A 21,949-nucleotide genomic window follows, 5' to 3' on the forward strand; every position below is an offset into this window, starting at 1 on the left:
ACACGGACACGACGCGGCGTCCGGGCCCGGACGCGGACGAGGAGGCGGCGATGAGCGGGGCCCCGCAGGACCCGTCGGAGTCGGGACCACGGGACCCGCAGGGGCCGCGGGAGCCGGACCTGGCGGCATAGCGCACCGCTCTGGGAGCCGGTCCGCACGGACCCGGCGTGCCGTCCGGGGCGGGTTACCGCACGGGGCGGGCACCGCTCGGGGCCGGTACTGGAGAGGGCCGGTACCGCGCACAGGCGGTACCGCTCGGCCGCGGGCCCGCCGAGCCCCGTACCGCCTGTGGACAGTCGCTACACGGCCTGTGGATAACTGAAGAAGCCTTCGGGGTCGTACTGCTTCTTCACCTTGCCGAGCCGGTCCGCCGACTGGCCGAAGTAGGCGGAGCGCCAGTCCTTCAGCGTGGGGTCGGTGTAGTTCTGGTAGGCCGCTCCGGAGGCGTGGGGGCGCATGGCGGAGTGGACGTGGTCCAGCCAGGACTGTGCGGAGCTGCCCGACGTGCCCGCAGGCCAGGACACGAGGTACTGGGCCAGCATCCGCGAACGGCGGTGCACGAACGCGGTCGCCGTGGGGTCGACGCGGTTCACGGCACCGCCGAGGGCGGTCAGTGCCACGCTGCCGGAGCCCGCCGGGACCGACCGCATCTGCCTCAGCAGCGTCTGGATGCCCGCCTCGGACAGCGAGCGGTCGAAGAAGTCGGAGCGCGCCGCATACGTTTCACGCCCCAGCGCGCCTTCGGGCGCCCTCCCGGGAGTCGGCCCCGGAAGGTGACACTGAGTATCGGTGTACGTGGAGCACCCCGCGTACACCTCCATGGACGCCTCGTAGGAGCGCCGCCGCAGCGAGACGCTGCGCGCGGAGGAGCCGACGCGATCGGCCAGGCGGTCGACGGCGTTCTGCAGTTCGCCGTAGGTACCGAGGGAGAAGGCGGAGATGGAGACGGTGGGCGTACTGCCCGCGGCGTCGTCGATGTGCGCCGCGGACCAGATCTCGTCCGGCTGGTCGGGACCCCACTCCTGCCAGGCGCTGATGACCTGGGCGGCCATGCTCCACGGCCACGTCATATAGGCGGCCACGCCCTGCGGCGCCGCGTGCGTGCGGAAGCGGAGTTCGGTGACGACGCCGAAGTTGCCGTTGCCCGCCCCGCGCAGCGCCCAGAAGAGTTCGCTGTTCTCGGACCTGCTGGCGGTGAGCTGCTTGCCGTCGGCGGTGATCAGGGTGGCCTGGGTGAGGTTGTCACAGGTCAGGCCGTAGGCACGGGAGACGACGCCGTGACCGCCGCCGAGAGTGAGACCCGAGACGCCGACCGTGGGGCAGGAGCCGGCGGGAATGGTCACGCCCTTGGCGGCCAGGGTGCGGTAGACGTCGATGAGCTTGGCTCCCGCGCCGACCACCGCCTCCGAGCCGCTCGCCCGGATGCGCGCCATCTTCGACACGTCGATGACCAGGCGGCCGTCGCCGGAGGACCAGCCCGCGTACGAGTGGCCGCCGTTGCGGATGGAGACCCTGACCCGGCGGGCGCGGGCGTAGGAGAGGGCCGTGCGGATGTCGTCGGGACCGGAGACATAGGCGACGGCGGCCGGCTTCAGCGTGTCGTAGCGGGTGTTGTAGAGCTGGTGGGCGGCCGTCCAGGAAGCGTCACCCGGCCGGACGAGGGTGCCGTCCAGGTCGGTGGCGAGCGCCTTCAGGTCGGCCGGGGCCGCCTGCTGGGGCGCGCCGCCGCCCGAGGAGGGACGGGCACCGCCGGCTCCCCCCTTGCCGCTGGTGCCGGTCCCACCGCTCGACGTGCCACCCTTGCATCCGGTCGTGACCGCGGCGGCGAGCACCGCGGCCCCCGTACCGACGAACGTGCGCCTCTCCATGTACCGTCCTGCCTCCTGTCGTTCTCCCGGCGGTCGTCCCACCGGGCGTCTCGTCGCCTGCCCTGCCGGTCAGGGCCGAAGCCTGCCGCACGCGCAGGCGGATATCGCGCACGCTCGCGTGTGCCACGACCGTCGTAGTGCACCGGCGCGGCCGGTGTACCCCGATGGACGAGCCGGCCGGCGCCCCCGGCGCCCACTGCCTTCCCCGGCGCCGCGCTGCCTCCCCGCCGTCGCCTTGCCTCCCCCCGGCGGGCTGGTCGGCGCATCCGGCGGACGGTGGCCTCCCCGGCCGGTGACCAGTGGAGTGCCGCGTCCGCAGTGGAGCGCCGCGTCCGCAGTGGAGTGCCGTGGCGGCCCTGACCACCGTGGCCGCCGTGTGCGTACCCGTGCGCCGCACGCCCCGTCACCGGGTCGGACCCGGCCGGTCCCCTTGGAAGGACCAGACGGTGGGAAGGGGGTGGGGGTTCCGCTACCGGGCGCCGTACACGGGGAGATCGCGGACGGACGTGCGAAATGGTGCACTGTGCCCGTACGGAGGGGCATGCGCCGCGCGTGCGGAGGGGCACGGGCGCCGCGCGTGCCCTTCGCACACGCGGCATCGGCGGCCCTCGTGGCGGGGCGTCAGCCGAGGCCGTCCGGCGGGGCGGTGCCGGACGCGCCGTCGGTCCGCAGCGCCGTCGCGTGCTCCGCCGCGTCCGAGCGTGCCCGGCTGCGCGCTCTGCGGGCGGGGCCGCGCCAGCCGCAACTGCACCGGGCCGCGCAGAAGCGGCCCTGCTCGACGGTGGTCGTCCGATGGTCGTCCGGAGCGGGCTCCGCTGGTCGCTGCTGCCACACCACGCAGGGGACGGTACCCGGCCCGGGTGGACGGCAGACGCGTGACAAGAGCCCTTACCGTTCGTTAACCGGACAGCGAGGGGGGCCACACCGACGGACGGGTTCTGGGGGTTGGCAGGCGATGGTGGTGCAGCACGGGCAGGTCGGCAGGGTGGTCGTGGCGGCCGCCGCGGTGGCGGTTCTGGTCTGCGCCACCGCCGGGTGTTCGGGCGGCGGGGCCGCCGCCGACAGCCGGCGCGCCGCCCACCCGGTCGACGCCGTGCGCGACGCTGCCCGTGTGCTGGTCGGCCAGGGCAGTTCGCGGGCCAGTACGGCGATGGAGATGGCCGCCGGCGGCACCCGGGTCACCATCCGCGGCGAGGGCGTCTACGACTACCGGGCACGGCTCGGCAGGCTCCGGGTGGTGCTGCCGCCGGACCCCGCAGGCACGGAGGAGCACCGGCCCATCACCGAACTCCTCGCGCCCGGCGCCCTCTACATGAAGAACCGCGGCGCGGGAGTGCCGGTGGACAAGTGGGTGCGGGTCGACACCGCGTCGCTCTCGGACGGGAACCTGGTCACCGGCGGCGCCACGGACCCGCTGACCGCCGCGCAGATCCTGGCGGGCGCGCGGCGGGTGGCGTACCTGGGCGAAGCGGTGGTCGCGGGCACGCCGGTGCGGCACTACCGGGGCGTCGCGGATCTCGTGCGGGCGGCCCGTGCAGCCGACTCCGGTACGCAGGCGCGGGTGCTGGCGGCGGCGGCGCACGGACTGTCCGTGCAGCGGGTGCCGTTCGACGCGTACCTCGACGACGACGGCAGGATCCGCAAGCTGCGGCACCGCTTCAGCTACGACAACGGCCGCACCGACCGCCCCGTCGCGGTCACCTCGGTCACGCTCCTGTACGACTTCGGCGCCCCCGTGGTCGTACGGCTGCCGGATCCGCAGGACATCTACGCCGGGAAGATCGCGGAGTCGTAGCGGAATCGGAGCGGACGGATCGTGGCGGCTGCGGCGGTACGCCGGGGGCCCCTGCGGGGTGGGGGAGGGATGGGGGAGGTGGGAATTGAGGGGCGCGCGTGGGGGGTGCGGGTGGGGGGTGTGCGAGGGGCCGGAAATGGTCCGTCCGTGCCATGCGCGGTGTGTAGACCACTACCTACGCTAGGAAGCCGGTAACGGCAGGAAGAGGTGGTGTGCATGGCTCTGGTGCGTGAAATGGCCGTCCAGGACCACATCGCCCTCGCCGAGATCGAGATGTGCGGCGAACTGATCATCGCGGCGTCGGCCGCACATGAGGAGCGGCTCAGCCCGGACCGCATCGACGAGGTGCTGAGGGTGGCCGAAGAACGCCCCCGGGGCGGGCCCGCGGACGTCACCGGGTGGGCTCGGCAAGCGACCGCGGACGACGTCTGCGGTGGTGCGCCGCGCTGCTCCCGGTGAGATGGCCGGGCGCCGCCTGGACGGGGGAAGCAGGGCCCTGCCGCCCGTAAGCGGAAGCCCTGCGGTGGGCCGGAGCCGGGATGGTGGGCCGAGACCGGGTGGTGGGCCGAGACGGCTGGGCGGGTCGAGTCCGGGTCGGGGTTCGAAACCGGGTGGCGGCTCGGAGCCGGGTGGTGGGCCGAGATCGAGTGAGGGCCCGGAGTCGGGTGGTGGCTCGGTGCCGGGTGGTGGGTCGAGACCGGCTGGTGGACCGGGCCGGGCGGTTGCCCGGAGCCGGGTGGCGGGCCGCGCCTGCCGGCGGGGGCCGTGGCACCGACAGCGCCCCGGCCCGGCAGCACCCCGGCGCCGGCGGTGTCCGCTGCGGTGCCGCGTCCGAGGGGCTTTCCCGTACCAGGGCGCCGGTGGCCGGGAAGTGCTGCGGCGCCGGATCCGAGGGGCTTTGCCCAATGGGCGGGGGTGGTCGGGAAGTGCTGGGGCGCGGGGATCGGGGCAGGGCGCCTTCCGGACCGCCTCCCCCGATCCCACCGCAGCCGACAGGAGCGGTCAGGTGCGCAGCAGCCGGCCGATCGCCTTGGTCGCCTCCTCCACCTTCGCGTCGATCTCGTCGCCGCCCTTGAGCGCGGCGTCCGCGACGCAGTGCCTCAGGTGCTCCTCAAGCAGTTGGAGGGCGAAGGACTGCAGGGCCTTGGTGGACGCGGAGACCTGGGTGAGTATGTCGATGCAGTACACGTCCTCGTCGACCATCCGCTGGAGGCCCCGGATCTGCCCCTCGATGCGGCGCAGCCGCTTCAGGTGCTCGTCCTTCTGCTTGTGGTAGCCGTGCACCCCGCGGTCGTGGTCCGTGACCACATCCTGCGGCCCATCGGCAACCGCACCCGCACCAGTCGGCACGCCCGCGCCGGGCACCGCACCCGCACCAGTTGCCGCGGCCGTCCCGCCGACCCCATCGGAATCGGCCACCGCTCCCGCACCCGTACCGGCCGCCGTGCCGGCCCCTGCGCCCGCGCCGGCGGCCCCTGCCCCCGCGCCGGCCCCTGTGGTCGTCATAGCGTCCTCCCGCTGCTGGTCTTCCTGACTGTGCCTGTCCGCCGGACCCGGCCCCGCCGCACCCGGCGGCGTGCGAAATCCCACATTTTCCACCTTGCCGAAGCCGCGCCCACCACCGCGACGGGCTTGCTGGAATCAGCCGCGGCCGCTGCGAGCCAGGCCGAAAACAATCGCAATAAAGAGGGGTGGACGTCCTGAATTGCCCGGGCGACGGCCCGAATTCTTATACCCCCGATGGGTATACTGTACCGAATTTTCCCGGGTATGCGAGGGTGGACCAGACCACGTGCTGCTCGCAGTTTCCTATGGGCGACACTGGTGGACGCCGGACAGCCGTGGCCGGATGATGTGCCTAGCATCAGCCTGACCGACTACCAGAGCACCCGAGGACCCTACGTGCGCTTTCGTCTGACCCCCAGGGAGACGAGCTTCTACGACATGTTCGCCGCGTCCGCGGACAACATCGTCACGGGCTCGAAGCTCCTGATGGAACTGCTCGGCGCCGACTCCTCGGCCCGGGCCGAGATCGCAGAGCGGATGCGGGCCGCGGAGCACGCGGGGGACGACGCCACCCACGCGATCTTCCACCAGCTCAACTCCTCCTTCATCACCCCGTTCGACCGCGAGGACATCTACGCGCTGGCCTCGTCGCTCGACGACATCATGGACTTCATGGAGGAGGCCGTCGACCTGGTGGTGCTCTACCAGATAGAGGAACTGCCGAAGGGCGTCGAGCAGCAGATCGAGGTGCTGGCCAGAGCCGCGGACCTGACCGCGGAGGCCATGCCGAACCTGCGCACCATGGACAACCTCACCGAGTACTGGATCGAGGTCAACCGCCTGGAGAACCAGGCCGACCAGATCCACCGCAAGCTGCTCGCGCACCTCTTCAACGGCAAGTACGACGCGATCGAGGTGCTGAAGCTCAAGCAGATCGTGGATGTGCTGGAGGAGGCGGCCGACGCTTTCGAGCACGTAGCCAACACGGTGGAGACCATCGCGGTCAAGGAGTCCTGAGGCTTCGTGGACACCTTCGCCCTGATCGTCACGATCCTCGTCGCGCTCCTCTTCACCTACACCAACGGCTTCCACGACTCGGCGAACGCGATCGCGACCTCGGTGTCCACCCGGGCGCTGACGCCGCGGGCCGCGCTCGCGATGGCCGCGGTGATGAACCTGGCCGGTGCGTTCCTCGGCAACCAGGTGGCCGAGACCGTCAGCAAGGGCCTCATCTCGACACCGCACGGCAGCAAGGGCATGGCCATCCTCTTCGCCGGGCTGGTCGGGGCGATCATCTGGAACCTGGTCACCTGGTACTTCGGACTCCCGTCGTCGTCCTCGCACGCGCTGTTCGGCGGCCTGGTGGGGGCGGCGCTCGCGGGTGGCACGACGGTCATCTGGTCAGGGGTGATCGACAAGATCGTCGTCCCGATGTTCGTGTCGCCCGTCATCGGCCTGGTCGTCGGCTTCCTGGTGATGCTGTTGATCCTCTGGCTCTTCCGGCACTCCAACCCGCACAAGGCCAAGCGGGGCTTCCGGGTGGCGCAGACGGTGTCGGCGGCGGCCATGGCGCTGGGCCACGGTCTCCAGGACGCGCAGAAGACCATCGGCGTCATGGTGATGGCGCTGGTCATCGCCGGTGTGCAGGGCAGCGACGACCAGATTCCGGTGTGGGTCAAGCTGGTCTGCGCGATGATGCTGTCCCTGGGGACGTACGCGGGCGGCTGGCGGATCATGCGGACACTGGGCCGCAAGATCATCGAGCTTGATCCGCCGCAGGGGTTCGCGGCGGAGAGCACGGGGGCGGCGATCATGTTCGGGTCGGCGTTCCTGTTCCACGCGCCGATCTCCACGACACACGTGATCACTTCGGCGATCATGGGGGTGGGGGCCACCAAGCGGGTCAACGCGGTGCGGTGGGGCGTCGCGAAGAACATCGTCATGGGCTGGTTCATCACCATGCCGGCCGCCGCGGCGATGGCCGCCGCCTGCTACGGCGTGGTCTGGCTGCTGTTCGGCTGATCGCCGACGCCCGGGGGACGGACGCTCCGCCGCCCTCGCAAGACGGACGGCCCGCCGACCCGGTAAGACGGGCGGGCCCGGCGGCCCCGTAAGACGGAAGACCGCCGACCCGGTAAGACGGGCGGGCCCGCCCCCTCGGGAGCCGAAGGGGGCGGGCCCTTGTGGCCTCGCGGTGGCACCGCCATGCAGCACCGCGAGGGGTTGTTCAGCCGAACCGGCCCGAGATGTAGTCCTCGGTGGCCTGGACCGACGGGTTGGAGAAGATCCGTTCCGTCTCGTCGATCTCTATGAGCCTGCCGGGCTGACCGACCGCGGAGAGGTTGAAGAACGCGGTGCGGTCGGAGACCCGGGCCGCCTGCTGCATGTTGTGCGTGACGATGACGATCGTGAAGCGCTCCTTCAGCTCCCCGATCAGGTCCTCGATGGCGAGCGTGGAGATCGGGTCGAGGGCCGAGCAGGGCTCGTCCATCAGCAGCACGTCCGGCTCGACGGCGATCGCCCGTGCGATGCACAGCCGCTGCTGCTGGCCGCCGGAGAGACCGGAACCGGGCTTGTTCAGCCGGTCCTTGACCTCGTTCCAGAGGTTGGCGCCCTTGAGGGACTTCTCGACGATGTCGCCAAGCTCGCTCTTCTTGTACGAGCCGTTGAGCCTGAGCCCGGCCGCCACGTTGTCGTAGATCGACATGGTGGGGAACGGGTTCGGCCGCTGGAAGACCATGCCGACCGTGCGGCGCACCGCCACCGGATCGACGTGCGTGCCGTACAGGTCCTCGTCGTCCAGCAGCACCTTGCCCTCCACGCGGCCGCCCGTGGTGACCTCGTGCATCCGGTTGAGGGTGCGCAGGAACGTGGACTTGCCGCAGCCGGACGGGCCGATGAAGGCGGTCACGGAGCGGGGCTCCACCGTCATCGAGATGTCCTCGATGGCCTTGTGGGAGCCGTAGTAGGCGGTGAGTCCGCTGACGTCGATTCGCTTGGCCATGTGAATCACTGCTTCTTCCGGGGGTCTTCGGTGATGCCGCGGCAGCGGTCGGCCGCGCGGCGGAGCCGCATGGTCAGTGCCGCGGTGCCTTCCAGCGGGCGATGCCCCTGGCCACCAGGTTGAGGATCATGACGAAGGCGATCAGGGCGAGCGCCGCGGCCCAGGCGCGGTCGTACGCCGCGTTGGATCCGGCGCTGTTCGCGTACTGCTGGTAGATGTACAGCGGCAGCGACGCCTGGGCGCCCTCGAAGGGGTTGTTGTTGATGAAGCCGGTGCCCCACACGAGCAGCAGCACGGGCGCGGTCTCGCCGGTGATGCGGGCGATGGCGAGCATCACACCGGTCGTGATGCCGCCGACGGAGGTCGGCAGGACCACCTTGAGGATGGTGCGCCACTTGGGCACGCCCAGGGCGAGGGACGCCTCGCGGAGCTCGTTCGGGACGAGTTTGAGCATCTCCTCGGTGGAGCGCACCACGACCGGCATCATCAGGATCGACAGGGCGAGCGAGCCCGCGAAGCCCGACGGGCCGAGGTCCAGGATGAGGATCCAGAAGCTGAGGATGAACAGGCCCGCGACGATCGACGGGATGCCCGTCATGACGTCGACGAAGAAGGTGACCGCGGCGGCCAGCTTGCCGCGCCCGTACTCGACGAGGTAGATCGCGGTCAGTGCACCGATCGGCACGGAGATCAGGGTGGCGATGCCGACCTGCTCCAGGGTGCCGATGATCGCGTGGTAGATGCCGCCGCCCGGCTCGGTGTCGGCGACCACGCCCATCGAGTGGCTGAGGAAGTAGCCGTTGAAGACCTTCACACCGCGCTTGACGGTCGCGTAGAGCAGCGAGGCCAGCGGGATGACGGCGACGACGAAGGCGACCCATACGACGCTGGTGGCCACCCGGTCCCTGGCCTGGCGCCGGCCCTCCGTACGGGCCGCGATGGCGTAGGTGCCGAGGACGAAGAGGAGGGCGGCGATCAGGCCCCACTGGATCCTGCTGTCCAGTCCCGCGCCGAGGCCGACGGCGACGGCGGCGACGACGGAGCCGCCGGCGATCGCCCAGGGCGACCAGCGGGGCAGGCGGGCGCCCTGCAGGGTGCTGCGGCGGGCCTGGGCCGCCCTGGCTGCTGCGTGTGTCATGCGCTTGCCCCCGAGTACTCCTTGCGGCGGGCGATGATCGCGCGTGCCGCGCCGTTGACCAGCAGGGTGATGAGGAAGAGCACCAGACCGGAGGCGATCAGCGCGTCCCGGCCCTGCTCGTTGGCCTCGCCGAACTTGCTGGCGATGTTCTGCGCGAAGGTGCCGCCGCCCGGGTCGAGCAGGCTGGCGTGGATCTCGAAGGTGGGCGAGAGGACCGTGGCCACGGCCATGGTCTCGCCCAGTGCGCGGCCGAGGCCGAGCATGCTCGCGGAGATCACGCCGGAGCGCCCGAAGGGCAGCACCGACATGCGGATGACCTCCCAGCGGGTGGCGCCCAGGGCGAGGGCCGCCTCCTCCTGCATCTTCGGGACCTGCCGGAAGACCTCGCGGCTCACGTTCGTGATGATCGGCAGGATCATGATCGCGAGCAGGACGCTGGCGGTGAGCAGGGAGCGCGGGGCGCCGCCCTGCCACTCGAAGATGCCGGTCCAGCCGAGGTAGCTGTCGAGCCAGCCGAAGAGGCCGTTCATGTGCGGGACGAGGACCAGCGCGCCCCACAGGCCGTAGACGATCGACGGCACGGCGGCCAGCAGGTCGATCACGTAGGCGATCGGACCGCCGAGCTTGCGGGGCGCGTAGTGCGTGATGAACAGCGCGATGCTGACGGCCACCGGGACCGCGAGGGCCATGGCGATCACCGAGGAGACCACCGTGCCGAAGGCGAGGACCGCGATGCCGAAGACGGGCGGGTCCATCGTCGGGTTCCACTCGAAGGTGGTGAAGAAGTTGCCCTGGTCCTTGGTGAGGACGATGGCGGCGCGGTAGGTCAGGAAGGCCGCGATGGCTGCCATGATCAGCAGCAGGAGGATGCCGGAGCCCCGGGACAGACCGAGGAATATCCGGTCACCGGGGCGGGTGGCGCCGCGTGCGGCCCGCTTCTGCTCGGCGCCGAGGGGGCCGGGCACGGGTGGCGCGGTCGGGTTCTTGGTGGTTGTGTCCATGAGGTTCTCCGGTCTGCGGGGCCGCTGCGGTGCGGCTCCGGGCGGCGGTGCACCGGACGGTGCGGGCGGAGCTCGTGGGCATGTGCTCCGCCCGCACGCTGGGTCAGCTCAGGCTCGCGATGGTGCTGCGGACCTTGGTGGCGATCTCGTCGGGCAGCGGGGCGTAGCTGGCCTTCTTCAGCAGGGCCTGGCCGTCCTCGCCGGCGATGTAGGTGAGGAAGGACTTGGTGGCGGCCAGGGTGTCCGCCTTGTTGCCCTTCTCGCAGGCGATCTCGTAGGTGACGAGGGTGATCGGGTACGCACCCTCGGCGCTGGGCGTGTAGTTCAGGTCCAGGGCGAGGTCCTTGCCCTGGCCGGCGATCTTGGCCTCGGCGATCGCCTTGGAGGCGTTGTCGACGGTGGCCTGGACCGGCTGGGATGCCTTGGTCTTGAGCTGGACCGTGGGGATGCCGGTGCCCGCGTAGGACAGCTCGAAGTAGGAGATGGCGCCCGCGGTCTGCTTGACCTGCTGGGCGAGGCCGGAGGAGCCGGTGGCCGACTGGCCGCCCTTGGCCTGCCAGGACTTGCCGCCCGAGTACTTCCAGTCGCTCGGCGCCGCGGCCTTCAGGTACTTGGTGAAGTTGTCCGTGGTGCCGGACTCGTCCGAGCGGTGGAACGCCTGGATCTTCGTGCTCGGCAGCTTGGCGTCGGGGTTGAGCGCCTTGATCGCCTGGTCGTTCCAGGTCTTGATCTTGTTGTCGAAGATCTTGGCGAGGGTCGGCGCGTCCAGGACCAGGTTGTCGACGCCCGGGACGTTGTAGCCGACCGCGATCGGGCCGCCCACCATCGGCAGGTCGATGGCCTGGCTGTCCTTGCAGACCTTCGAGGACTGCTGGATCTCCTCGGGCTTCAGCGCCGAGTCGGAGCCGGAGAACGCGGTCTGGCCCTGGAGGAACGCGGTCACGCCGGCGCCGGAGCCGTTCGGGTTGTAGTTGATCCGCACGTCCTTGCAGGACGCGGTGTAGTTCTTCACCCAGGCGTCGATGGCGTTCTTCTGGGCCGAGGAACCCGCGGCCAGCAGCTCGCCCTTGGCGTTGTCGCACTTGATCGAGCTGCTCTGGGTGGCATCGCCGCTGCCGGTGCCGCCGCCGGTGTCGTCCGAGCCGCACGCCGTGAGGGCCAGGGCGCCGGAGACGGCGACGGCACCGAGAGACAGGGCGCGAAGCCGGTTCTTGCGCTGAAGCTTCACTTGAGGGAGTTCCTTCCGGGAGCCGCCTCCCGTGGGCGGCGTGCCAAGTCGGTCTGCGTGTCGTGACTGTGAGGCGGTGAGAGGCCGCCTGTGGGGTGCGGCGCGCACCGTGTAAGGCCGAAATTAGGCAGATGAGGTGAAGCGCCCAATGGACGGAGGTGAACGGAGGGTGAACCTCGGCGGGCGGCCTGGTTAGGTCACGGAATGCTTACGGAGGCGGGCGGCCACCGGGAAACGGGCCTTTTATGGGCAGTGACCTGCGGTTTTCATCTTCTGTGGACGAGTGTTCGTGCGGCGCCTGCCGGAGCGCGCGGGGAGCGGCGGTGGAGCACGGAGCGGTGCGTGCCCACGGAAGGGTGACTTCCGTTTCGGCCCTGAGGTGGTGGGGTGGCCGGGATGTGCGAGTCCGCGAGGTTCGCGAGGTGCGCGTGAGCCTTCGGGCGCCGCCCGGAAGGCACACCCGGCGCGCGGGTGGCCGGCTCGTCGTGGGCCGGGGGAGCGCCCGGGCAAGCTGCCGCGCGGTGGAGCCGCCGGGGCAGCTCCACCGCGCGAGGGCCGGGATCAGGGGGACGCAGTTCTTTCGGGGGCCGTGATCAGTGGTCGACCTTGGTCAGAGGTCGACCTTGGTAGGAGGTCGACCGCGATCAGAGCTTGACCACGATCTTTCCGTGGACGTGGCGTCCGGCCTGCAACCGCACGGCTTCCCGGATCCGCTCGACGGGGTAGGTGGCCGCGATCGGCACGGTGATCTCGCCGGCGACGATGGCTTCGGTGATCCGCTCCAGATCCTCGGGCCGTGCGTCGACGCCTCCGGTCGCGCGCACGCCCCCGGGCGGGTTGGGTCCGGCGGCGACCGTGGAGATCCGCTGCGCGGGGACGTCGAGCGCGAGCGCCGCCTCGGCCGTCTCCGTGCCGAACAGGTCGATCGCCGCGCTCACTCCGTCGGGAGCCGTCCCGCGCACCCGGTCCGCCAGGCCGGGACCGTAGGTGACGGGTTCGGCGCCGAACCGCCGCAGGAAGTCGTGGGTGCCTTCGGAGGCGGTTCCGATCACTCGCGCGCCGGCGAGCTTGGCGAGCTGGACGGCGAACACGCCGACACCGCCGGCGGCGCCCCCGATCAGGACGGTGTCGCCGGCTTTCACGTCCACCGCCGCGAGGGCCGCCGAGGCGGTCCGTCCGGCCACCGCGAGCGTGCCGGCGACCTCGTCGCCGATCTCCGCCGGAGTGTGCTGGAGGGCGTTCGCGCCAAAGGGGTCGACCACCACGAAGTCGGCGGCCGCCCGGCCCGTCGCGGCTCCGTGGACGCGATCGCCCACCGCGAAGCCCGGGACGCCCTCGCCCACCTCGTCCACGGTGCCGGCGAAGTCGGTGGCGAAGCCGGACGGCAGGGTGATGCCGAACCGCTCCGCCACCTCCGGCATCGAGGACAGGATCCAGTCCATGGGGTTGAGGCCGACGGCGGCCACGCGCACGCGCACCTCGTGCGCCCCCGCGTGCGGCTCCGGCACCTCGCGCAGTTCCAGGACCTCAGGCCCTCCGAACGTCTCGTACACGACGGCTCGACTCATGGCGTGCCTCCACACCTAGTGATGGGACCAAGTCCCATCACTGTACAGCGGTGACGGGACCGAGTCCCGTAGGCTGAGTTCATGGCCCGCTGGGAACCCAACGCACCACAACGGCTCGCCGACGCCGCGCTCGAACTGTTCGCGGAGCGCGGTTACGAGAACACGACCGTGCTCGACATCGCGCAACGCGCCGGACTCGCCAAGAGCACCTTCTTCCGGCACTTCCAGGACAAGCGAGAGGTGCTCTTCGGCGAGAACGCGCTGGCCGGGCCGCTCGTCGCCGCGATCGCCGCCGCGCCCGCCGAAGCGGCCCCGCTCGACGCGGTGGCGTGCGGCTTCGACGCGCTCGCACGGGACGTCTTCACTCCGGCCCGCCGTGCGTTCACCGTCCGCAGGCGGGCGGTGATCGATGCCCACCCCGACCTCCAGGAGCGCGAAGCCCTCAAGGGCGTGAGCCTCACCGCTTCGATGACCCGGGCCATGGCGGACCGCGGTCTGCCCGACCTCGTCGCCCGGGTGACGGCGGAACTGGGGGCCCTCGCCCTGAGGATCGCCTACCGGCGTTGGAGCGACTCGGGCAACACCGACGAGTTCGGTGCTCTTGCCCGGCGGGCCCTCGGCGAGGTGCAGGCCGCCGCCCTGACCGTCGAAGGGGGCCCGGGCCGCTTCCCGCGCCCGTGATCCACGGGAGGTCCGCCGCCCCGGCCCGGTGGACGTCGAGCCGTGGCGCGCCGGTCCTCACGGCGCGAGGACGGCGAGGCGTCGGAGGCGTCCGGCTCAGTGCTCGCCGACGTCTCCGTGCGCCCCGTGCGTCCCGTCCGTCCCGTCCGCCCCGTGCCTCCCGTGCGTCGGGCGCAACGCGCCGAGCAGGGCGTCGACGAGGATCCGGTCCCGGTCCTGGGTGAGGCGGGCGCGGGCCTCGGCGGGCGGCAGCCACAGGACGCGGTCCACCTCGCGGTTCGGTGTGAAGGAACCGCCGGTGGCCTCGGCGGCCCAGTAGCGGACCCGCTTGGGGCGGTCCTCCACGCGGTACTCGACCGCCGGCAGCTCGGTGCCCGGCGCACAGCTCATGCCGGTCTCCTCCAGCACCTCCCGCACCGCCGCGTGACGGGCGTCCTCCCGGTGCTTGAGCTTGCCCTTCGGATGCGACCAGTCCCGGTACTTCGGTCGGTGCACGAGGGCCAGCTCGATGCCGGTGCCGCCGGGCGCGTGCCGCCACAGGACGCAGCCCGCCGCGTGCACGGTCCGGCCGGTGCGGCTCCCGTCGGTGCGGGCCTCGTCGGTGCGGGCTTCCTCGGGACGGTCCTCCTCGGGACGGGCCTCGTCCGCGGGGGCGGTGGAGCGGTCGCGTTCGGGGCCGGCCGGGCGGTGCGCTGCACGGCCGGTTCCCCGCTCTCCGCCGGGCGTCCTCATCGTGGGCCCACCGCCTCCCGGAGCCAGATGTCCTGGAAGGCGAACCGTGCCGCCTCCACCTCCTGCCGCTGGTCCGCGTGCAGCACCCCGAGGGCATAGGCGGTCGCCGGTGCGATGCGCGGCGTACGGGCCGCGGCTGCCGCCGCGGCGGCAGCCTCCGCGGCGTCGCGGTGCCGGTCGAGCGCCCGGCCGGCCTCGGCGAGCCGCAGGCCGGTGACCTCGTCCGCGTAGCGCCCGGATTCCCCGGGGCGGTCCACGGCACGGCCCTGGACCGCCTCGCGCCCGGGCCGCGGGACCCCGCGCAGCGCCGCCGTGCCTCCGGCCGCCTCGCCGGGGCCGCCGAGCAGCACCTCCCGGGCGTAGCGGTGCAGCCGCAGCAGCAGCCGCACATGGTGCCAGGGGGCGTCCTGGGACTGGGGGGCCGGTTCGGCGGCGAGGCCGTGCATCAGACCTTCGGCGTTGTACGGGTGTCCCGCGCGCTGCAACGGCAGTGCGGCGACCGCCTCGGCCAGCCGTGCCTCGGCCTCCGCGGCCAGTGGCGCAAGGTCCTGGCCGACGGCGCCGGGCGCCAGCGGCACCTCGCTGGCCAGCACCGCGACCCGGTCCGCGACCGCGTGGAACCGTGCGGAGCCGAGCGCCTGGAGCGCGGTGGAGTGCGCGCGGGTGCGGGCCAGTGTCAGTTGCCGCTCCAGCAGCGCACCGGCCTTGGCCGCGCCGACGGTGAGGGTGCCGGACGGCAGGGGCGCGGACGGTGGGCCCTGCGGGCCGCCGCCCGTGGCGGGCCGCGGCGCCGCCGACACCGCCGAGGCCCGGGCAGCGGCACCGCCCGCGCGCCCGGCCGCCGTGCGCAGCGCGGTCGCCGTGGCGTCGACGGCCGCCCCGACCGGGCCCGCCGTGTGCTCCAGCGGGAGCGCGGCCACGCCGGAGAGGCGGTGCAGGGCGCCCAGGAGGCGTTCGAGGCGGGCCGCGCTGGCGTGCTCGCGGCCCAGGGTGCCGGACAGCCACGCCAACTCGGTGCGGAGCACGTCGGACCACTCGGGGTCGAGCAGTGGCCGGAAGGTGTGCAGGGCGCCGCCGATCCGCCGGGCGGCACGGCGCAGGGCGCGCGCGGCCTGAGCGGACTCCTCGCCGCCGCTGCCCGCGCCCCCGCTCTCGCGGTGCAGCCGCAGCGCACGGAGGAACTCCGTGGCGTGCTTGTGCAGGTGTTCCGTCAGTACGTCGCCGCCCATGGCACGCCCCCCGAAGCCGCGCGTCTCGTCCGGTGCGGCCGGCGCGGCGTCCGCGCCCCGGCCGTTTACCTCCGGTGGCCCGGCCGTCCCCCGTGCACCGTCTGCCACCGGGGCCCGCACCGCGCCCCGGGCTCCTTCCGCGCCCCCGGCCCGGTCGTGTTCCGTGTGTCCCGTGCGGTCCCTGGTTCCCGTGCCGCCCCCGGCGGGATCATGGTGTTGCTGTGCCACGCCGGCGCCTCCGGGCGTCTATGAGCATCTCCTGGACGTTGCGCAGGGGACGGCCGGCGGCCGCTGCGTCTGCCGTGTCGGTGGTGTCGGCCGTCGTGGCGTGGCGGGTCCAGGTGCCGTCCGGGCCCAGGTGCCACGAGGCGGTGCTGTCGCTCATGCCCAGGTCCATCAGCCGGTTCAGGGCCGTACGGTGGACCGGGTCGGTCACCCTGACCAGCGCCTCGATCCGGCGGTCCAGGTTGCGGTGCATCATGTCGGCGCTGCCGATCCACACCTCGGGCTCGCCGCCGTTGCCGAAGCAGAAGATCCGGGAGTGCTCCAGGAAGCGGCCCAGCACGGACCTGACCCGGATGTTCTCGGACAGGCCCGGGACGCCGGGCCGCACCGCGCATATCCCGCGCACCCAGACGTCCACCGGCACGCCCGCCTGCGAGGCGCGGTACAGCGCGTCGATGACGGCCTCGTCCACCATGGAGTTGACCTTGATGCGGACCGCGGCGGGCCGTCCCGCGCGGTGGTGCTGGGCCTCCTTCTCGATCCGTGCGACCAGCCCGTCACGCAGCGACTTCGGCGCCACCAGCAGCCGCCGGTACGTCTCCCGGCGCGAGTAGCCGGACAGGCGGTTGAAGAGGTCGGACAGGTCGGCGCCCACCTGGGCGTCCGCCGTCAGCAGACCGAGGTCCTCGTAGAGCCGGGCGGTCTTCGGGTGGTAGTTGCCGGTGCCGACGTGGGAGTAGCGGCGCAGCGTCTCGCCCTCCTGGCGCACCACCAGCGACAGCTTGCAGTGCGTCTTCAGGCCGACGAGGCCGTACACGACGTGGCAGCCCGCCTCCTCCAGCTTCCGCGCCCACTTGATGTTGGCGACCTCGTCGAAACGGGCCTTCAGCTCGACCAGTACGAGCACCTGCTTGCCGGACTCGGCCGCGTCTATGAGCGCGTCCACGATGGGCGAGTCACCCGAGGTGCGGTACAGCGTCTGCTTGATCGCCAGCACGTCCGGGTCGGCGGCGGCCTGCTCTAGGAACGCCTGGACGGAGGTGGAGAACGAGTCGTAGGGATGGTGCAGGAGGACGTCACGCTCGCGCAGCGCCGCGAAGATGTCGGGCGCCGAGGCGGACTCCACCTCGGCGAGGTCGCGGTGGGTGCCCGCGATGAACCTGGGGTACTTCAGGTCGGGCCGGTCGAGCGAGGCGATCCCGAAGAGGCCGGTGAGGTCCAGCGGCCCCGGCAGCGGGTAGACCTCGGCCTCGCTGATCTTCAGCTCCCGCACCAGCAGGTCGAGGACGTACCGGTCGATGGTCTCCTCCACCTCCAGGCGGACCGGCGGCCCGAAGCGGCGCCGCATCAGTTCCTTCTCCAGCGCCTGGAGGAGGTTCTCGGCGTCGTCCTCCTCCACCTCCAGGTCCTCGTTCCTGGTCAGCCGGAACATGTGGTGCTCCAGCACCTCCATGCCCGGGAACAGCTCCTCCAGGTGCGCCGCTATCACGTCCTCCACGGGGACGTACCGCTGCGGCGACGCCTCCAGGAAGCGGGAGAGCAGCGGGGGCACCTTCACGCGCGCGAAGTGCCGGTGCCCGCTGACCGGGTTGCGCACCACCACGGCGAGGTTCAGCGAGAGGCCGGAGATGTACGGGAAGGGGTGCGCGGGGTCGACGGCCAGGGGGGTGAGGACCGGGAAGATCTTGTTCCGGAACAGCGTGAAGAGCCCCGCCTGCTCCTTCTCCGTCAGTTCACCCCAGCGGACCAGGTGGATGCCCTCGTCGCCGAGGGCCGGGGAGACGTCCTCCTGGAAGCAGGCGGCGTGCCGGGCCATCAACTCGCGGGCCCTGGCCCAGATCATCTCCAGCACCTCGCGGGGCTGGAGCCCGGAGGCCGAGCGGGTGGCCACACCGGTGGCGATGCGCCGCTTCAGGCCCGCCACCCGGACCATGAAGAACTCGTCCAGATTGCTGGCGAAGATCGCCAGGAAGTTCGCACGCTCGAGCAGCGGGGTGCGCGGGTCCTCGGCCAGCTCCAGGACGCGCTCGTTGAACGCCAGCCAACTGCGCTCCCGGTCCAGGAAGCGCCCCGGCGGCAGCTCCGCGCTCTCGCCGGCCTCCTCCTCGTAGACGTCGAGATCGGCGTCGAGGTCCGGTTCCAGACCCGAACTGGCGGCGCTCACCGTGTGCGGCCGGTGCGCCGCGAGGGACCCCACGGAGGGCTGCGCGTGCTTGACCGGGGCCTGTGCCTGGGCGTCGGACTGGTTCATAGCACCATTCTTCCGCGCAGCACGCCTTTCGGGCGCGTCGGACCATGAGTCTGTCGGGCGGGGCTTCCCGTTCGGTGGCAGGTCAGGCACAGCGGGCTGCATTCCGTGAGCGTCGCAAGCCTGTCTGAATCGTTGGTTACGGCGATATGACGTGCAGGACATCGTGGGACGACTCCCGGGCGTCCCTATGTATGACCGGCCGTGCCGTCCGCGGCCCCGCGCACCGGCCGCCCTGGTCCGTCGCGGCACCCTTTCCGGGTCGGGGTGGACGCGGTGTACGAGTGCGCCGGCGCGCGCTGCGACGTCGGGTCCGCACTGTGCGCGGGGCCGCGATTCCGTGCGGTGCGGGGGGTGCGAGAGCGTGCGGTGCGGCGGGGGTGTTAGCGCCTGCGGTGCGGGGGTGTGAGCGCGCGTCGTGCGGGATGTGAGCGCGTGTCGTGCGCGGGGGCGGTGGCTCCGCCCCCGCCGGGGGTCACGACTCCGTGCGGTACATCAGATCCGTCTCGTGGGTGGTGAAGCCGAGGCGTTCGTAGACGCGGACCGCGGCGGTGTTGTCGGCGTCGACGTAGAGCATGGCGGTCGGCAGGCCGAGGGCGGCCAGATGGCGCAGCCCGACGGTGGTCAGCGCCCTGCCCAGGCCACCGCCCTGCGCGCCGGGCAGCACCCCGACCACGTAGACCTCGCCCAGCCCCTCCTCGGCGTGCACCTTGGTCCAGTGGAAGCCGATGATCCGGCCACCCGCCGTGTCCGAGGCCCCGGCCCCGGCCCCGCCCGCGGTGCTTTCGCCGGTACCGCTTGTCCCGGCGGTGCCGGCGGTGCCGTCGGCCCCGTCGGTCCCGTCGGCCCTGGCTCCGGTCCGCTCGGCGAGGAAGAACCCCGCGGGGTCGAACCACGGCTCCGCCTTGCGGTCGTCCAGGTCGCGCTGGGTGAGCGAGCCCTGCTCGGGGTGGTGCGCGAAGGCCGCGGCGTTCACGGCGAGCCAGTCGGCGTCGTCCTCGCCGGGCACGAAGGTGCGCACCCGCACGCCGTGCGGCAGGACCGGCTCGGGCAGGTCCAGGCCGGTCAGCGGGCGGCGCATCTGGCGCAGTTCGCGGAACAGGGTGAGCCCGAGGACCTGCGCGAGGTGCCGGGCCGCCGAGTGCCCGCCGTGCGCCCAGACGCGCAGCCGCTTGCCGGTCTCGGCGAGCAGCGCGGAGCCGAGCGCCCGGCCGTGGCCGCGGCCGCGGTACGCCGGGTGGACGACGAGTTCGGCGGCCGGGGCCTCGACCGGGTCGGTCTCCTCCAACTGGGCGTAGCCGAGGAGTTCGCCGTTCGTGGTGAGAAGCAGGTGCCGCACGCCCTCGCGTGGCCCGCCGCGCAGGCGCAGCCGGCCCTGCTCGGACACCGCCTGCTGGCCGTCGCTCCGTGCGGCCTCCGCGATCAGCGCGTGCACGGCGTCGGCCTGCTCGGCGGTGAGCTCGTCCAGGGTCTCGATACGGCGGAGGGGAAGGGAGCCCGAGTCGCTGGTCATGGCTACGAGGGTAAGGTCACGGCCTGCCCGGCGGGCGGCGGCCCGGGGCCGGTGTCCCTGGCCCGCTGGTCCGGGGCCGTCGATCTGCGCGCGGGGCCCGCTTCACCGGCGCGGTGCCGGGCAAACGCGCCGGCCGGTTCGTCAGGCGAAAGGGTGAGCGCCGTGCACGGTTACCCGTCCGTCATCCACAACCCCCTGTTGCGCTACGCGCGTTGACCTTAAGCTGCGGCTCGAACAGGGAATCGGTCCGGGCGGTGTGCGCCGCGGGCCGGAGCGGCAACCGGGGAACCACAGGGGGGCATGTGTCAGCCACAGTCCATCGGCAGCGGCGGCGGCCGGGGCGCCGCGCGCAGCGACTGCTCACGGCCGTCGCCGGCCTCGCCACGGCCGGCGCGCTGATCGCGGCACTCCCCGCGGGCGCCGCGGCCCGACCCGCGGGCCACGGCGCTCCCGGCGGCCACGGCCACGGCCCGTCCTCGACGGTCGACGTGCAACTCCTGTCCTTCAACGACTTCCACGGCAACCTCGAACCCCCCACCGGCTCCTCCGGGCAGGTCACCGAGACCGAGCCGGACGGGACGACGAAGCAGGTCGCCGCGGGCGGCGCGGAGTACCTGGCCGGATCGCTGCGCACCGCCCGCAAGGGCCACCCGTACAGCGTCACGGCCGCAGCGGGCGACCTGATCGGCGCCAGTCCGCTGCTGTCCGGGCTCTTCCACGACGAGCCCACCATCGAGGCGATGAACGCCCTGGACCTCGATGTCACCAGCGTCGGCAACCACGAGTTCGACGAGGGCGCCACCGAGCTGGCCCGTATGCAGAACGGCGGCTGCCACCCCGAGGACGGCTGCTTCGAGCAGGGCAGGACCTTCGAGGGCGCCGACTTCCCCTACCTCGCCGCCAACGTCACCGACGAGAAGACCGGCAAGCCCGTCCTCAAGCCCTACTGGGTCTGGAAGCACAAGGGCGTCAAGATCGGTTTCATCGGCGTGACCCTGAAGGGCACTCCGGACGTCGTCACCGCCGAGGGAGTCAAGGGACTCGCGTTCCACGACGAGGTGGAGACGGTCGACAAGTACGCCGACGAGCTGGACCGGCAGGGCGTGAAGTCGATCGTGGCGCTGATCCACGAGGGCGGCATGCCCGCCTCGCAGTCCTACGACTACGACTGCGACTCGCCGGGCGCCGGCGACGGCATCTCGGGCCCGATCGTCGACATCGCCAAGGGCATCTCGCCCAAGGTCGACGCGCTGGTCACCGGCCACACCCACCAGGCGTACGTGTGCACCGTCCCCGACCCGTCCGGCAGGCCGCGCATGGTGACCTCGGCCGCGTCCTTCGGCCGGCTCTACACGGACACCACGCTGACGTACGACCGCCGCACCCGCGACATCGTGCGCACCCGTGTCGCCTCCGCGAACCACGTCGTCACCCGGGACCAGCCCAAGGCCGCCGACATGACGGACCTCATCGCGCGCTGGAACAGGCTGGCGGCGCCGGTCGCCGGCCGTCCCGTCGGCTACATCTCCGCCGACATCGGCGGGAGCGACGCGCCCGAGGAGCCGCTCGGCGACCTGATAGCGGACGCCCAGCTCGAGCACGGCAGGTCGCTCGACCCGAAGACGGTGCTCGCCCTCATGAACCCGGGCGGCATCCGCGCCGACCTGACGTACGCGGCGGGCGGCGGCGAGGGCGACGGCGTGGTGACCTACGGCGAGGCGTTCACGGTCCAGCCGTTCAGCAACACGGTCAACCTCGCCGACCTCACCGGAGCCCAGTTGATCAAGGTCCTCCAGCAGCAGGTCAGCGGGGCCAACGAGGCCGCTCCGAAGATCCTCCAGATCTCCGAGGGCCTGACGTACACGCTCGACATGACCAAGTCGGGCGCGGACCGCGTGGCAGCCGACTCCGTCCGCCTCGACGGCCGGCCGATCGACCCGTCCGCCACCTACCGGGTCGCGATGAACAACTTCCTGGCGGGCGGCGGCGACGGCTTCCCCGAGCTGGCCAAGGGCACCGACCCGCTGGTCGGCAGCGATGACCTGAAGGCATTCGCCGACTACCTGACGGCGCACTCGTCCGCGGCCGCGCCCCTCGCGCCGCCGAAGGCGGACCGGATCACGGTGCTGCGCTAGGAGCGGCGGGCGCCGCGCCCGCACCTCGACGAGGCGCGGGCGCGGCGCGCCCCTGGGGCGGCCCTGGGCAGGCGTGCC

Annotated in this window: 18 protein-coding genes; 6 read left to right on the plus strand and 12 right to left on the minus strand. The window is 72.3% G+C overall.

Features of this window, described 5'->3' with window-relative positions:
• Positions 1–299: 299 nt before the first annotated feature.
• Positions 300–1,868: an FAD-binding oxidoreductase gene (locus tag IE313_RS31755; RefSeq protein WP_189938372.1), complete on the minus strand. Its 1,569-nt coding sequence runs from the start codon at positions 1,866–1,868 to the stop codon at positions 300–302.
• 621 nt (positions 1,869–2,489) lie between these two features.
• Positions 2,490–2,702: a hypothetical protein gene (locus tag IE313_RS31760; RefSeq protein WP_189938449.1), complete on the minus strand. Its 213-nt coding sequence runs from the start codon at positions 2,700–2,702 to the stop codon at positions 2,490–2,492.
• A 121-nt stretch (positions 2,703–2,823) separates the two neighbouring features.
• Between IE313_RS31760 and IE313_RS31765 the strand changes: the two genes are divergently transcribed.
• Positions 2,824–3,663: an SCO4651 family lipoprotein gene (locus tag IE313_RS31765; RefSeq protein WP_189938373.1), complete on the plus strand. Its 840-nt coding sequence runs from the start codon at positions 2,824–2,826 to the stop codon at positions 3,661–3,663.
• A gap of 216 nt (positions 3,664–3,879) precedes the next feature.
• Positions 3,880–4,122, plus strand: a complete 243-nt coding sequence (locus IE313_RS31770; protein WP_189938458.1) for a hypothetical protein — start codon at positions 3,880–3,882, stop codon at positions 4,120–4,122.
• A 543-nt stretch (positions 4,123–4,665) separates the two neighbouring features.
• Here IE313_RS31770 and IE313_RS31775 read toward each other — a convergent pair.
• Complete coding sequence (locus tag IE313_RS31775) at positions 4,666–5,169, minus strand: metal-sensitive transcriptional regulator (RefSeq protein WP_373317109.1); 504 nt, start codon at positions 5,167–5,169, stop codon at positions 4,666–4,668.
• 396 nt (positions 5,170–5,565) lie between these two features.
• Here IE313_RS31775 and IE313_RS31780 point away from each other — a divergent pair, with 396 nt between their 5' ends.
• Positions 5,566–6,186: a DUF47 domain-containing protein gene (locus IE313_RS31780; RefSeq protein ID WP_189938450.1), complete on the plus strand. Its 621-nt coding sequence runs from the start codon at positions 5,566–5,568 to the stop codon at positions 6,184–6,186.
• Positions 6,187–6,192: 6 nt separating this feature from the next.
• Complete coding sequence (locus tag IE313_RS31785; protein WP_189938375.1) at positions 6,193–7,191, plus strand: inorganic phosphate transporter; 999 nt, start codon at positions 6,193–6,195, stop codon at positions 7,189–7,191.
• Positions 7,192–7,396: 205 nt separating this feature from the next.
• On the opposite strand, the gene pstB is transcribed toward IE313_RS31785, so the two are convergent.
• The 5 genes from pstB to IE313_RS31810 all read right to left on the minus strand — a co-directional run bounded on the left by pstB (position 7,397) and on the right by IE313_RS31810 (position 13,108).
• Positions 7,397–8,173, minus strand: coding sequence for a phosphate ABC transporter ATP-binding protein PstB (pstB, locus tag IE313_RS31790; RefSeq protein ID WP_189938376.1), 777 nt, complete (start codon positions 8,171–8,173; stop codon positions 7,397–7,399).
• Between the two features lie 73 nt (positions 8,174–8,246).
• Positions 8,247–9,311, minus strand: coding sequence for a phosphate ABC transporter permease PstA (gene pstA, locus IE313_RS31795; protein WP_189938377.1), 1,065 nt, complete (start codon positions 9,309–9,311; stop codon positions 8,247–8,249).
• Positions 9,308–10,312, minus strand: coding sequence for a phosphate ABC transporter permease subunit PstC (pstC, locus tag IE313_RS31800; protein ID WP_189938378.1), 1,005 nt, complete (start codon positions 10,310–10,312; stop codon positions 9,308–9,310). The genes pstA and pstC overlap by 4 nt, the downstream gene beginning before the upstream one ends.
• Before the next feature lie 103 nt (positions 10,313–10,415).
• Positions 10,416–11,540 carry a phosphate ABC transporter substrate-binding protein PstS gene (pstS, locus tag IE313_RS31805; RefSeq protein ID WP_189938380.1) on the minus strand — a complete coding sequence of 375 codons (1,125 nt, stop codon included), beginning with the start codon at positions 11,538–11,540 and terminating at the stop codon, positions 10,416–10,418.
• Between the two features lie 644 nt (positions 11,541–12,184).
• Entirely contained in the window at positions 12,185–13,108 is a 924-nt protein-coding gene (locus tag IE313_RS31810; protein ID WP_189938382.1) for an NADP-dependent oxidoreductase, read from the minus strand.
• 81 nt (positions 13,109–13,189) lie between these two features.
• Here IE313_RS31810 and IE313_RS31815 point away from each other — a divergent pair, with 81 nt between their 5' ends.
• Entirely contained in the window at positions 13,190–13,789 is a 600-nt protein-coding gene (locus IE313_RS31815) for a TetR/AcrR family transcriptional regulator (RefSeq protein ID WP_189938384.1), read from the plus strand.
• Between the two features lie 96 nt (positions 13,790–13,885).
• On the opposite strand, the gene IE313_RS31820 is transcribed toward IE313_RS31815, so the two are convergent.
• From IE313_RS31820 to mshD, 4 genes are all read right to left on the minus strand, one after another.
• On the minus strand, positions 13,886–14,350 hold the full coding sequence (locus IE313_RS31820; protein WP_229925128.1) for an NUDIX hydrolase: 465 nt from the start codon (positions 14,348–14,350) through the stop codon (positions 13,886–13,888).
• A gap of 167 nt (positions 14,351–14,517) precedes the next feature.
• A complete protein-coding gene (locus IE313_RS31825; RefSeq protein WP_189938386.1) occupies positions 14,518–15,750 on the minus strand; it encodes a CHAD domain-containing protein in 1,233 nt (410 codons plus the stop codon).
• A 208-nt stretch (positions 15,751–15,958) separates the two neighbouring features.
• A complete protein-coding gene (locus tag IE313_RS31830) occupies positions 15,959–18,328 on the minus strand; it encodes an RNA degradosome polyphosphate kinase (RefSeq protein ID WP_189938387.1) in 2,370 nt (789 codons plus the stop codon).
• A gap of 370 nt (positions 18,329–18,698) precedes the next feature.
• Entirely contained in the window at positions 18,699–19,736 is a 1,038-nt protein-coding gene (mshD, locus tag IE313_RS31835) for a mycothiol synthase (RefSeq protein WP_189938388.1), read from the minus strand.
• 302 nt (positions 19,737–20,038) lie between these two features.
• Between mshD and IE313_RS31840 the strand changes: the two genes are divergently transcribed.
• Positions 20,039–21,871 (plus strand): bifunctional metallophosphatase/5'-nucleotidase, encoded by a 1,833-nt coding sequence (locus IE313_RS31840; protein WP_229925123.1) that lies wholly within the window; start codon positions 20,039–20,041, stop codon positions 21,869–21,871.
• The last annotated feature ends 78 nt before the right edge of the window (positions 21,872–21,949 follow it).

Origin of the sequence: Streptomyces sulfonofaciens (assembly GCF_014656295.1) — a bacterium.
Lineage (GTDB): Bacteria > Actinomycetota > Actinomycetes > Streptomycetales > Streptomycetaceae > Streptomyces > Streptomyces sulfonofaciens.